This is a genomic window from Roseobacter sp. GAI101 (genome assembly GCF_000156335.1).
In the GTDB taxonomy this organism is placed as follows: Bacteria; Pseudomonadota; Alphaproteobacteria; order Rhodobacterales; family Rhodobacteraceae; genus Sulfitobacter.
This window is the reverse complement of record NZ_DS999213.1, coordinates 3,510,491-3,523,297: the sequence shown is the minus strand read 5'-3', so window position 1 is coordinate 3,523,297 and position 12,807 is coordinate 3,510,491. Positions and strand designations below refer to the sequence as shown.

General features: G+C 62.0%; 12 protein-coding genes. 9 read left to right on the top strand and 3 right to left on the bottom strand.

The genetic code is table 11. The annotated features are described in order from the left end of the window. Nucleotides 1–6 precede the first annotated feature (6 nt). A complete protein-coding gene (locus tag RGAI101_RS16705; RefSeq protein WP_008228585.1) occupies nucleotides 7–798 on the top strand; it encodes an enoyl-ACP reductase FabI in 792 nt (263 codons plus the stop codon). Nucleotides 799–866: 68 nt separating this feature from the next. Here RGAI101_RS16705 and RGAI101_RS16700 read toward each other — a convergent pair whose 3' ends face one another. Both RGAI101_RS16700 and RGAI101_RS16695 read right to left on the bottom strand, forming a co-directional pair. Then, nucleotides 867–1,979 (bottom strand): THUMP domain-containing class I SAM-dependent RNA methyltransferase, encoded by a 1,113-nt coding sequence (locus RGAI101_RS16700; protein ID WP_008224972.1) that lies wholly within the window; start codon nucleotides 1,977–1,979, stop codon nucleotides 867–869. 138 nt (nucleotides 1,980–2,117) lie between these two features. Next, entirely contained in the window at nucleotides 2,118–2,546 is a 429-nt protein-coding gene (locus RGAI101_RS16695) for an FKBP-type peptidyl-prolyl cis-trans isomerase (RefSeq protein WP_008228536.1), read from the bottom strand. A gap of 186 nt (nucleotides 2,547–2,732) precedes the next feature. On the opposite strand from RGAI101_RS16695, the gene RGAI101_RS16690 reads away from it, so the two are divergent. The 8 genes from RGAI101_RS16690 to RGAI101_RS16655 are packed head-to-tail and all read left to right on the top strand — an operon-like array spanning nucleotide 2,733 to nucleotide 10,590. Beyond that, nucleotides 2,733–3,419, top strand: a complete 687-nt coding sequence (locus RGAI101_RS16690) for a haloacid dehalogenase type II (RefSeq protein ID WP_037229740.1) — start codon at nucleotides 2,733–2,735, stop codon at nucleotides 3,417–3,419. Next, nucleotides 3,419–4,243, top strand: a complete 825-nt coding sequence (locus RGAI101_RS16685) for an alpha/beta fold hydrolase (RefSeq protein WP_008225054.1) — start codon at nucleotides 3,419–3,421, stop codon at nucleotides 4,241–4,243. The genes RGAI101_RS16690 and RGAI101_RS16685 overlap by 1 nt, the downstream gene beginning before the upstream one ends. Continuing rightward, nucleotides 4,240–5,211, top strand: a complete 972-nt coding sequence (locus tag RGAI101_RS16680) for a threonine ammonia-lyase (protein WP_008228523.1) — start codon at nucleotides 4,240–4,242, stop codon at nucleotides 5,209–5,211. Before RGAI101_RS16685 ends, RGAI101_RS16680 begins: the two co-directional genes overlap by 4 nt. A 21-nt stretch (nucleotides 5,212–5,232) precedes the next feature. After that, a complete protein-coding gene (gene pcaD, locus RGAI101_RS16675) occupies nucleotides 5,233–6,021 on the top strand; it encodes a 3-oxoadipate enol-lactonase (RefSeq protein WP_008229011.1) in 789 nt (262 codons plus the stop codon). Next, nucleotides 6,014–6,724 carry an alpha/beta fold hydrolase gene (locus RGAI101_RS16670; protein ID WP_008229175.1) on the top strand — a complete coding sequence of 237 codons (711 nt, stop codon included), beginning with the start codon at nucleotides 6,014–6,016 and terminating at the stop codon, nucleotides 6,722–6,724. Before pcaD ends, RGAI101_RS16670 begins: the two co-directional genes overlap by 8 nt. A 3-nt stretch (nucleotides 6,725–6,727) precedes the next feature. Further along, on the top strand, nucleotides 6,728–8,053 hold the full coding sequence (locus RGAI101_RS16665; protein WP_008225842.1) for a lyase family protein: 1,326 nt from the start codon (nucleotides 6,728–6,730) through the stop codon (nucleotides 8,051–8,053). Nucleotides 8,054–8,058: 5 nt separating this feature from the next. Beyond that, the gene (locus RGAI101_RS16660; protein WP_008228737.1) at nucleotides 8,059–9,297 is read left to right on the top strand and encodes a TCR/Tet family MFS transporter; all 1,239 of its coding nucleotides are present in this window, start codon (nucleotides 8,059–8,061) and stop codon (nucleotides 9,295–9,297) included. 60 nt (nucleotides 9,298–9,357) lie between these two features. Continuing rightward, nucleotides 9,358–10,590 carry a mandelate racemase/muconate lactonizing enzyme family protein gene (locus tag RGAI101_RS16655; protein WP_008225014.1) on the top strand — a complete coding sequence of 411 codons (1,233 nt, stop codon included), beginning with the start codon at nucleotides 9,358–9,360 and terminating at the stop codon, nucleotides 10,588–10,590. Here RGAI101_RS16655 and RGAI101_RS16650 read toward each other — a convergent pair. Further along, nucleotides 10,580–12,766 carry a thiamine pyrophosphate-dependent enzyme gene (locus RGAI101_RS16650; protein ID WP_008227816.1) on the bottom strand — a complete coding sequence of 729 codons (2,187 nt, stop codon included), beginning with the start codon at nucleotides 12,764–12,766 and terminating at the stop codon, nucleotides 10,580–10,582. The two genes, RGAI101_RS16655 and RGAI101_RS16650, sit on opposite strands and share 11 nt — an antisense overlap. Between the last annotated feature and the right edge of the window lie 41 nt (nucleotides 12,767–12,807).

Here is a 12,807-nt window from a genome sequence, read left to right as displayed (position 1 = left end):
CAGCAGATGTCAGATCTACTTAAGGGAAAACGCGGCCTGATCATGGGTGTCGCGAATGAACGGTCCATCGCCTGGGGCATCGCGAAAGCGATGGCCGAGGCCGGAGCGGAGCTGGCATTTACCTATCAGGGCGACGCCTTTGGCACCCGCCTGAAACCACTGGCCGAAAGCGTCGGGTCGGATTTCATGGTCGATGTGGATGTGACCGATGATGCGTCCCTGGATGCCGCATTCGATCAACTTGGCGCGCGTTGGCCCACGATTGATTTCGTGGTCCATGCCATCGCATTTTCGGACAAGTCCGAACTTACGGGGCGTTTCCTGAACACCTCACGCGCGAATTTCAAACATTCGCTCGATATCTCGGCGTATTCGTTCATCGAAATCGCCCGTCGCGCGTATCCTTTGATGAAGGATAATGGCGGCACCTTGATCACCCTGACCTATCAGGGATCGAACCGCGTCGTGCCCAACTATAATGTCATGGGTGTGGCCAAGGCGGCGCTGGAATCCGCGACCCGCTATCTGGCGAATGATCTGGGCCCCGAAGGCATCCGCGTCAACGCGATCAGCCCCGGCCCGATGAAGACCCTTGCCGGAGCCGCGATTGGCGGGGCCCGCAAGACCTACAAGCATACGGACCAGAACGCGCCGATGCGTGCCAACGCGACGCTTGAGGCTGTGGGCGGGACGGCGGTTTATCTTGCGTCGGATGCAGGGGCTTGCACGACGGGCGAGATTATTCGCGTTGATGGCGGCTTCCATGTGCTGGGCATGCCGCAGGCCGAGCATCTTTGACTTTTCTCGCGGACCGGGGCGCTGCCCCGGACCCCGGGATATTTCAGAGCCAGAGAATGAAGGTCAGTTTAGCGCAAGGGCGGGGTTTGGTAGAACCAGACCTTCATGCCGCCGTGGGCGATTGCAGGGCATTGCGGCTTCCAAGGCAGGCCTGTGGCCTTTGCCAAGGGCGGTTCTGAGGTGACAAGACCGACGCGCCATCCTTTGAAACGGGTCAGGAGCGTTTGGCCCAAGGTACCGTAGAGCGGGTAGAGTAGTTTCTTATTGCCGATGCGACCACCGTAAGGCGGGTTTACCATGACAAGGCCGGGGGGGCCATCTGGCGGGGTAAGCTCGCCCGCGGCGTGGTTTTCGAAATGCACGGCTTCTGCGACCCCTGCCCGTTCGGCGTTGGCCGTGCTCATCCTGATGGCACCGGCATCGCGGTCCGAGCCGTAAAACCGCAGGTCGGTCGCCTGTGGAGGTTTGGTGCGCAGTTCTTCCCACACCTGCGCATCAAAACTGGCGAGGCTTTCAAACGCGAAACTGCGCGAGCGGCCCGGGTTCAGACCCATGGCGATCTCTGCCGCCTCAATCACGAAAGTGCCCGAACCGCACATGGGGTCGATGACCGTTTCTGTGCCGGTGTAGCCCGCCTGCCGCAGCAGCATGGACGCCAACGTTTCGCGCATCGGCGCTTTGCCGACGGCTTCCTTGTGGCCCCGCTTGTGCAGGGAGTCACCCGAGGTATCGAGGCTCATTGTCACCATGTTGTCGTCGATGCGCACCTTGAGGACGAGCGCCGCGTCGGGAGAGAGTGTAGCCCCCAGGCTTTCGCGCAACGCGGTCTCGATCCGCTGGGTCGCGGCACCGGCGTGGTAGATCTTGGATGATTTCGTAGTGACCTGAACACGCAAGGGCACATCGGCCCGCAAAACATCGCCCCACGGGAATTTGCGCGCGCGTTTATCCAGTTGCGCCAGATGGAAGGCCATGAAGGATCCGATCCGCGCCAACACACGCGAGGCACCGCGCAGTTCCAGATTGGCGCGCCAGACTTCGGACCAGCCCCCCTGCACCGCTATGCCACCGGGCGATAGCGTGGGATTGGCGAAGCCTTTTTCAACGACTTCGGCCAGCAGCATGTCCTCGAGCCCCGGTGTGGCGACAAGAAAGATTTCAAATGTGTTTTGAGTGTCCATGAACGCTGCTTACTGCGCCGCGCCGCGCTATTCGAGCGCTTTCTTGTCGGACGTCGCCGGAGTTTTCGAAAACTCTGGTTCGGAAAATTCGAATTTTCCGTAGGCCAGCGCGGGGAAACCCCGCACTGGCTGGGTGCATCAGGCGATTTTCATCAGCTCGATGTCGAATTGAAGGTCCTTGCCGGCCAGCGGGTGGTTGGCATCCAGCGTCACGGTTGCGTCGTCTACTTCGACAACCATGACAGGCATGGCCTGGCCGTCGGGCGTTTGCATCTGCAACTGCGTACCGATCTCAAGCGGGATATCGGCCGGGATGCCTTCGCGTGGCACGGCCTGGCGCATTTCCGGGTTCAGCGGGCCATAGGCGTCTTCGCTGCCAATCTTGACGACTTTCTTGTCGCCGACTTCCATGCCGGGCAGCGCCACGTCAAGGCCGGGAATGATCTGGCCGGAGCCGACCACAAACTCCAGAGGCTCGCGGCCGTCAGAGCTGTCAAAGGTGCTGCCGTCCAGCAATGTGCCGGTATAATGAATTGCAACGGTATCGCCGGATTTAACCTGCGTCATGAGAATCTCCAGTATGTTCGGGAATAAATAAAAAGAGGCCACGTATCTGCGCGGGTGCTCCAAGGTTCGCGGCGCAGTGTTTCAAGCCAGCACGCTGGCGTAAACCCCCGTCTTGCAAGTTTTTCGGCCTTTTCTGTTGCCGCTGCCCGTGACAATCTGTCCCTCAGCAACCATTGGGAGGGTTCCATGCCGATCACCACCTGCGTCTTTGACGCTTACGGGACGCTGTTTGACGTGGCCGCCGCCGCGCGCCAAGCCGCCAGCGAGCCGGATTTCGCCGCCCTCAAGGACAGCTGGCCGCAGGTGGCCGACCACTGGCGTCAAAAGCAGTTGGGATATTCCTGGCTGCGCGCCGTCACGCACGCCCATGCCGATTTCTGGGAAGTCACGCAAAACGCCCTGGACTGGGCGCTTGAGAAGACCGGACATGACGGCGATCCCGCACTGCGCGCGCGCCTGCTGGCGCTGTATTGGGAATTGCAGGCGTTCCCCGAGGTTCCCACAATGCTGCGCAGCTTGAAAGAGGCCGGGTTGAACACTGCGATCTTGTCCAACGGGTCGCCCGAGATGTTGGAGGGTGCCGTGACGTCCGCCGGTATCGGGGGCAGTCTGGATGCGCTGTTGTCAGTGGAAAGCGTGGGAATCTTCAAGCCCGATGCGCGGGTCTATGATCTGGTCGGCCAGCATTTCGGATGTGCCAAGGACGAGGTTCTGTTCGTGTCGTCAAACGGTTGGGACGCCGCTGCGGCCACGGGATATGGCTTTACCACGGCATGGGTGAACCGCAGCGGCGACCCCACCGACCGTCTGCCGTGGACGCCCGTCCATACGCTGCAAGAGCTTACCGAAATTCCAGCGCTGGCAGGTGCCTGATGCCACATTTCACATCCTCCGACGGGCTGAACCTGTATTACACTGACGAAGGTGCGGGTTTACCGATCCTGTGCCTTGCCGGTCTGACCCGCACCACCGCCGATTTCGATTATGTCACGCCGCATCTGGCAGGCAACCGGCTGATCAAGATGGACTACCGCGGGCGCGGGCAATCGGATTTCGACCCCGACTGGTCGCATTATTCCCCGCCCGTCGAATGCCGTGATGCGTTGGAACTGCTGGCCCATCTGGGGCTGGACAAGGTCGCGATCCTTGGCACTTCGCGCGGGGGGTTGAACGCGATGGGGCTGGCGATGGGGGCCAAAGACCGGTTGCTGGGCGTCGCCTTCAACGATGTAGGGCCATACATCGACCCGCAGGGGCTGGATTTCATCATGCAATACATTGGCCGCACCCCCGCCGCTAAGACCCACGCCGAAGCGGCAGCCGCCATGCCGCGTGTGTTTCCCGAATTCGAAGGCGTGCCCGACAGCCGCTGGATGGAGGAAGCCGTAAAGCATTACACCCAGACCGACAGCGGCCTGACGATCACCTACGACAAGCATCTGCGCGATGCGGTCGCCAAGGCGTTCAGCGCGCCTTCCCCCGATCTTTGGCCGTTCTTCGATGCGCTTGCAGGGCTGCCGATCGCCTGTATTCGGGGACTGAACTCCAACCTGCTGAGTGAAGAAACCCTGGCAGAAATGGAAAGGCGTCGCCCGGATATGATCGTGGGCCGGGTGCCCGGGCGCGGACACATCCCGTTTCTGGATGAACCCGAAGCCGTCGCTGCGTTGCACAAATGGATCGAGGAAATGTCATGAACATCGAGATGATCCGCGCCGCCGCCGCCAGGCTTGAAGGGCACGTGCGCCGCACGCCGCTGTTGAATTCACCGTTTCTGGACGACATCGCAGGCCGCCGGGTCTGGGTGAAACCCGAATGCCTGCAACACACCGGCAGTTTCAAGTTTCGCGGCGGCTGGTCGGCACTATCGGCGCTTGATCCCGACACCCGCGCCAAGGGCGTGATCGCCTTTTCCAGCGGGAACCATGCCCAGGGCGTGGCCTATGCCGCCAAGCTGCACGGGGTGCCGTCGGTCATTATCATGCCGGCTGACGCCCCGCGTTTGAAAATCGAAAACACCCGCGCCCTTGGGGCCGAGGTGGTGCTGTACGACCGCGCGACCGAAGACCGCGACGCCATCGGTGCGCGCCTTGCAGCGGAACGCGGATTGACCCTGATCAAACCTTTCGACGATACACAGGTGATCGCAGGCCAAGGCACCACGGGGCTCGAGATCGCGCAGCAAGCTGCGGAACAGGGCATCACATCCGCCGACGTGATCGTGTGTTGCGGTGGCGGCGGGCTGACCTCGGGCATCGCGCTTGCACTTGAGGCTGACGCCCCAGGCCTGCGCGCCCGTCCCGCAGAACCGAAGGGGTTTGACGATGTCGCGCGGTCGCTGGCCCAGGGCAGCATCGCGCGCAATCCCGCGCTGACCGGATCAATCTGCGATGCGATCGTCACGCCGCAACCCGGTGACCTGACCTTTCCGATCATGAAACGGCTGTGCGGGCTGGGGTTAGTCGCCACCGATGACGAAGCGCTAAGCGCCATGGCCCATGCCTTCAACCGCCTCAAGGTCGTGGCGGAACCCGGCGGCGCGATTGCCCTTGCCGCTGCCCTGTTCCGGCGCGACCAGATCGAAGGCGATGATGTGATCGTCACGATATCCGGCGGGAATGTGGATGCCGACATGTTCACCCGCGCCCTTGCCACCCTGAAATAACCTCGAAAAGGACCCTGCCCCATGAAGCTTTTTGATACCGGCGACGTCCGCCTGCATTACCGTGTGGATGGCCCCGATGACGGCGCGCCCGTGGTCTTTGCCAACTCGCTTGGCACCGACATGCGCCTGTGGGATCCGATCCTGCCGCTGCTGCCCGAAGGGTTGCGGATCATCCGGTTCGATAAACGCGGGCATGGTCTGTCCACCTGCCCGCCTGCGCCCTATTCGATGGGGTCGCTGGTCACGGACACCGAAAAGCTGATGGATTTTCTGGGGGTCAAGGATTGCGTCTTTGTGGGCCTGTCGATTGGCGGCATGATCGCCCAAGGGCTGGCGACCAAGCGTCTGGACCTGATCCGCGCCATGGTTCTGTCCAACACCGCCGCCAAGATCGGCACCCCCGAAATGTGGGCGGATCGCATCAAGGCCGTCCAGAACGACGGCATCGAAAGCCTTGCCGACGCCATCATGGAACGCTGGTTTGCCGCCGATTTCCGCGCCAAGCCCGAGCTTGAGCTGTGGCGCAACATGGTCACCCGTCAGGAAAGAAATGGCTATGCCGGATGTTCTGCCGCGATTTCGGGCACGGATTTCTATACGCCGACGGCCGCGCTCCGCCTGCCCTGTCTAGGCATCGCCGGGTCCGAAGACGGATCGACGCCGCCCGACCTGGTACGCGAAACCGTTGATCTGATCCCGGGGTCCAAGTTCCATGTGATCCGCAAGACCGGCCACCTGCCCTGCGTCGAGAACCCTGAAGAATACGCGCAGGTTCTGACCGATTTCCTGAAAAGCGTCGGGCATGTCTGATATCCTTTTGGTTCATGGCTCGTGCCATGGTGCCTGGTGTTGGCGCGATCTGATCCCTGCGCTTGTTGCACTTGGGCACAGTCCCCGCGCGATTGACCTGCCCAGCCACGGGGCAGATCAGACGCCGGTGAATGACGTCACGCTGGACAGTTATGCCGATGCGGTGCTGGCCGCATCGACGCCTGAAACGGTTGTGCTGGGGCATTCCATGGGCGGCTTTGCGATCAGTGCTGCCGCACAAAAAGACCCCGATGCCATGGCGCAGCTGATTTATCTATGCGCCTATGTTCCCGCCCCCGGTCTGTCGCTGGCGGACATGCGCAAACAGGCCCCCAGCCAGCCGTTGATGCCAGCCGTTCGGCTGCGAGAGGATGGCAAAAGCTTTACCCTTGATCCGACCATGACCGAAGGGCTGTTCTACAACGATTGCCCCGATGGCGTTGCCGCGTTCGCCAATCCGCAACTGTGCGCGCAGGCCGTGGCCCCCACCACCGCCGCTTTGCCCGATACTGCCCGCGCCGACGCCAAGCGGCGCAGCTATATCCGCTGCATGGACGACCGGACCATTCCACCCGCCTATCAGGTGACAATGACCAAGGACTGGCCAAGCGCGGATGTCTATGAGATGTCCACCGGACATTCGCCTTTCTTCGCCGACCCCAAGGGTTTGGCGCAGATTATTGATACGATCCTCAAGAGGTAAGCCATGGCCGCCAGCGTTTTCGACAGCCCCCTTTATGCGCAACTTTTCCCGACGGGGGATGCCGGACGCCTGTTTTCAGACACCGCCGCTATCCGCGCGATGCTGCTGGTTGAAGGGGCGCTGGCCAAGGTGCAGGGCGCGCTTGGGGTGATCCCGGAAATGAGCGCGGCCGCGATCCACCGTGCATCGCTGGAAATCCAGGTCGACCCCGGCGCGATTGCCAGGGCCACGGGCGAAAACGGGGTCAGCGTACCGGGGCTTTTGGCGCAGTTCCGCGCGGAAATGCAGGCCCCCGAATTTGCGCAGCACGTGCATTGGGGGGCCACCAGCCAGGACATCATCGACACCGCATTGATGCTGCGGCTGCGTCAGGCCTTGGGCCTGGCCGAGGCCGATCTGCGCGCCATCATCGCATCGCTTGCGGCAGCGGCTACGGACCACAAGACCCTGCCCCTGCCCGCGCGCACCTATGGGCAGCACGCCACCCCCACCAGTTGGGGTGCGACGCTGGCGGAATGGGGCATGCCCTTGTGTGATGCCGTGGAAGAGCTTGAGGCCCTGCGCGCCTCTTCCCTGTTTGTGTCCCTGTCCGGGGCGGCCGGTACCGGATCGGCCTTGGGCCCGAAGGCTGCCGAAACGCGGGCGCAGCTGGCAAAAGCGCTTGGCCTGAATGACCCGAAACGCAGCTGGCATGTGGACCGCGCCCCTATCCTGCGCATCGCCGATTGGCAAGGTCGCGTCATGGCTGCCCTGTCGCATATCGGGCAGTCCATGGTCGGGCTGACCATGACGGGGATCGAGGAAATCGCCCTGGGGGCATCCGGCGCATCGTCCACCATGCCGCAAAAACAAAACCCCGTTGGCCCGTCGGCCATCATCGCCCTTGGCCACCAGTTCACCGGCCAGAGGGCTGCCCTGCAAGCCGCCGCTGCCCATCAGCATCAGCGCGATGGCGCGGCATGGTTCGCCGAATGGATGGCGGTGCCGCAACTGGCACTTTGCCTTGCTGCGGCCCTTCAACATGCCAAGACCCTCGTCGCCGGTGTGACGCCCCATCCGCTACAGATGCACCACGCGTTGACCGCAAGCCTTGGGTTGATCCACGCCGAGGCGCTGAGTTTCGCATTGGCCGAGACGATGTCGCGCCCCGAAGCGCAGAAGGTGACCAAACAGCTATGCCGCGATGCGCAAGATAAGCGGGTGCCTTTGGCTGATCTGGTACGGGCCGATTATCCGGACCTGCCTGAAGACCTGTTCGACCCGATGCACCAGATGGGCCATGCCCCCCAAGACGCCGAGGCGTTCATCACACGCGCGAACGCGCTTTAGACCGGATGCGTCCGGCGGTTGTGTTCATCGTGCTGACCGTCATGATCGACGCGATGGGCATTGGACTGATCATCCCCGTGATGCCCGATCTGATCGCTGAGGTTCAAGGAAAGAACCTGTCGCGCGCAGCCCTTTGGGGCGGCGTTCTGGCGACGACCTTCGCTGTGATGCAGTTCCTGTTCAGCCCCCTGGTCGGCAGCCTGTCCGACCGCTTTGGCCGCCGCCCGGTATTGCTGATGTCCTTGACCGTGATGGCGTTGGATTATGTGGTGATGGCCGTGGCCGGATCAATCTGGCTGCTGTTGCTGGGCCGTGTCGTGGGCGGGGTTTCTGCTGCCACCGGGGCCACGGCAAGCGCCTATATGGCTGACATCTCGGCCCCCGAAGACCGGTCCGCGCACTTCGGGTTGATCGGGGCCGGTTTCGGAGCGGGCTTTGTTCTGGGCCCCGTTGTCGGCGGATTTCTGGCAGAATTCGGGACCCGCGCGCCGTTTTGGGCCGCAGCGGCGCTGGCCACCGGCAACGTTGCCTTTGGCTGGTTTGTGCTGAAGGAAACCGTCCGCCGCGAAACCCGCCGCCCGCTTTCATTGAGACGCGCCAACCCGTTCGGCGCGGTCAGACATCTGGGCGATTTGCCCGGCATCAGGCGTCTTTTGCTGGTTTATTTTCTCTATCACCTTGCCTTTGCCGTCTATCCGTCAGTCTGGAGCTTTTTTGGCAAGGCGCAGTTCGACTGGTCCCCGGCGATGATCGGCGGGTCGCTCGCGCTGTTCGGTCTTGCGATGGCGCTGGTCCAGGGGGTGCTGATCAGGCCAGTCCTGAAGTGTTTTGGCGAACGCGGCACCGTCCTGGTCGGCTATGCCTTTAGCGTCGGCACCTATCTTCTGATTGCGACCGTCACATCCAGCATGACAATCCTGATACTGACGCCCTTGGCCGCGCTTGCCGGGGTGATCCCTGTCGCCTTGCAGGGGATCATGTCGCAAGCGGTCGCCCAGAACGCCCAAGGGGAATTGCAAGGCGTGCTGACGTCGGCATCAGCACTTGCGATGGTGGTGGGGCCGTTGCTGATGACCGGAACCTTTGCGGCGTTCACTGCGCCCCAAGGCGCGATCTACTTTCCCGGGGCCCCGTTTTTGTTATCCATGCTGCTGACGCTTGCGGCGCTTTCGGTTTTCCTGCGCTGGCGGGTGCCATCAAGCGGCGGGACCGAAGACGGGAGACTCCCCCCATGCGAACCGTAGAATGGGGGCCAGCCCCCATACCCCCGGGATTTTGAACCATTTGGAAAAGAGGGACGTGCGATGAAATTACAAGATCTTGAGGTGATTGTGACGGCTCCGCCTGCTCCGGGCTGGGGCGGGCGTTATTGGATATTGGTCAAGGTAACGACCGACACGGGCATCGTGGGCTGGGGCGAGTGTTATGCTTCCTCTGTCGGGCCGGAGGCGATGCGTGCGGTTATTGCCGATGTTTTCGACCGTCATATGCACGGCGAGAACCCCGAGAACATCGAGCTGATGTTCCGCAGGGTCTATTCCTCGGGGTTTACCCAACGTCCTGATTTGACCGTTATGGGCGCGTTTTCAGGCCTTGAAATCGCCTGTTGGGATATTCTGGGCAAGGATCGGGACCGCCCGGTCTATGCGCTGATGGGCGGGCGGATGAACGAACGTGTCCGCGCTTATACCTATCTGTATCCCTTGCCCCATCATGACATCAGTGCCTTTTGGACGTCGCCTGAAATGGCAGCCGAATCCGCGGTCGATTGCGTCGCGCGCGGGTTTACCGCGATCAAATTTGATCCCGCTGGCCCCTACACGATGCGCGGAGGGCACATGCCTGCGATGACCGATATCAGCCAGTCGGTCGCATTTTGCAAAGCCATCCGTGCGGCTGTCGGGGACAAGGCCGATTTGCTGTTTGGCACCCATGGGCAGTTCACCACGGCCGGTGCCATCCGCTTGGGCCAGGCGATCGAGCCCTACGGCCCGCTTTGGTACGAAGAGCCGATCCCGCCGGATGCCGTGGAACAGATGGCGGCCGTCGCAAGGGCGGTGCGCATTCCAATTGCGACCGGAGAGCGTCTGACCACGAAGGCGGAATTCGCACCCGTGTTGCGTGCCGGTGCCGCTGCGATCTTGCAGCCTGCCCTGGGCCGGGCGGGCGGCATCTGGGAGACCAAGAAGATCGCCGCCATGGCCGAAGTCTATAACGCGCAGATTGCACCGCATCTTTATGCAGGACCCGTCGAGTGGGCCGCGAATGTCCATCTGGCCGTTTCCATCCCCAATATCCTGATGTGCGAATGTATCGAAACGCCGTTTCATGATCAGCTGATCAAAGGGGCGATCCGGGTGGAAGACGGGTATATTTCCGCACCGACGGCACCGGGTTTGGGGATCGAGGTCGACGAGGCTTTGGCGCGTTCGCATCCGTACAACGGGCGCTACCTGCATCTGCAAATGCAGGAAGCCCCTTGCGATTACGTGAATGGCAACGCCTTCGAGGGCGGCGCGCCAACGGTCAAACGCTAGGGTTCAGCAAATCCGATGCTGCGGCCACGATGCCCTCGCGTGAGGGCAAGGTCGCAGCATAGGCAGGGCCTGTGGCGATAAAGCTGTCTTCGGCCGTGAGCCGCGCGATGCGGGAAATCCCACGCTCGGCCAGCAAGGCCATCAGCCCCTCGGCCTGCCCGCCCGTGCGGCGGCATTCATCGACGATCAAGACCGGGCGGTCCCCGATGGCGTCGATGATCGCGTCTTCGGCCAAGGGGGCCAGCCAGCGCAGGTCAATCACACGCGCATCGATGCCTTGACCCGACAGATCGGCCTGCGCCTGCCTGCTGAGGTAATGCCCGTTGCCATAGGTCAGGATCGCCAGGTCGCCCCCGTCGCCATGCACGCCGATGTCTTGCAGGGAAATCCTGCGGTCAGGTGCGGGATATGTCGTCATCCAAGCGCCATCGCCGGGCTCGAGCAAGTCGCGCATCGGGTAGAGCGCGATAGGCTCGACGAACACCACCACACGCTGCTCTTCGCGGGCAAGGCGATGCGCCTCGCGCAGCATCATCGCAGCATCTGCGCCAGTCGACGGGCAAGCAATGATGATCCCGGGGATATCGCGCAGAACCGCCAGCGAGTTGTCATTGTGGAAATGCCCGCCGAACCCTTTCTGGTATCCCAGACCCGCAATACGCAGCACCATCGGGTTGGTCCATTGCCCGTTGCTGAAGAAGGGCAAGGTTGCCGCCTCGCCGCGCAGTTGGTCTTCGGCATTGTGCAAATAGGCAAGGAACTGGATTTCCGGCATCGGGATGAAACCGTTATGCGCCGCGCCGATGGCAAAGCCCAGAATGCTTTGTTCGTCCAGCAGCGTATCGATCACCCGTGCGGGGCCAAAGCGCGATTGCAGCTTTTGGGTCACGCCGTAGACGCCCCCCTTGCGGCCGACATCTTCGCCCATCAGCAACGTCTCGGGGTGGGCCAGCATCACATCGTGAAGCGCCCAGTTGATTATCTTGGACAAAGGCTGCGGGTTGTCCATCTGGGCAATCTCATTCCCCAGCATGTCCGTCCGATCCTGCGCGCTTGGCCCGTTCGTCGGGGCACAGGCCCGTTCAGGTGGAACGATGCTGGCCATCACGTCTTGGGCGGTCTTCAGACGCGGGCGGGTCACGATATCTTGCGCGGCTTCCGCCACTTGTTCAAGCGTCCGGGTGTAAATGGACAAGGCTTCTTTGGCACTCAAGGCACCCGCTGCGGCCAGCAGACGGGCGCTGTGCAGCAAGGGATCATTCGCCTCATCCGCCTCGACCTCGGCCTTGGGCAGATAAGAGGTCGCAACATCAGCCCCCGCATGGCCATAAAGGCGAACGGTACGCAGATGCAGAAAAGCAGGTTTGCGATGAGTGCGGACGAAATCAGCCGCTTCCTTGGCTGCGGCGTAGGCCGCAAAGAGATCCAGACCATCCGCTTCGAAATAGGCCATTCCGGGACGTGCAGACATCGATGCCTTGATCCAGCCAAAGGGGGTCTTGGTCGAAATGCCGATGCCGTTGTCCTCGCAGACAAACAACAGCGGCATCGGGACGCCCTGAACGGATGTCCAACATGCGGCGTTGATCGCGCCTTGCGCCGTCGAATGGTTGGCTGACGCATCGCCAAAGCTGCACATCGCGATGCCGTCACGCGGCAGAATACGGTGTTCGGGGGGATTGCGGCGGGCAAGACCAATCGCGTGAGCCGCACCGACTGCCTTGGGCAAATGGCTTGCAATGGTCGAGGTCTGCGGCGGGATCATCAGCGCCCGGCTGCCAAGCACCTTGTGCCGACCGCCACTGGTTGGGTCTTCGGCTGAACAGGCGAAAGACAACAACATGTCGCGCAACATATCCTGCCCGTCGACCTGACCCGCCCGCGCGATCTGAAAGGCCGCGTCTCTGTAATGCAGAAATGCGATATCGTCAGGTCGCAGCGCATGAGCGATCGCCGCCATTCCCTCGTGACCGCTGGAACCGATCGTATAAAAACCCTGACCCTGCTTCTGCATCACCCTGCTTTGCAGATCCAATGCACGGGACAGGACCTGGGCCCGAAACAGATCGGTCGCTTCATCAAAACCCAAACCGGGGGTGACATCACCCCCGTCAGGAAAATCCTGCGCATCAACACGCCGCAGGAAATTCTCATGGACGATCTGTACCCGGTCCATTGCACCCTTCCGAATTCATCTGTGGAAGCACCAAAAGATGC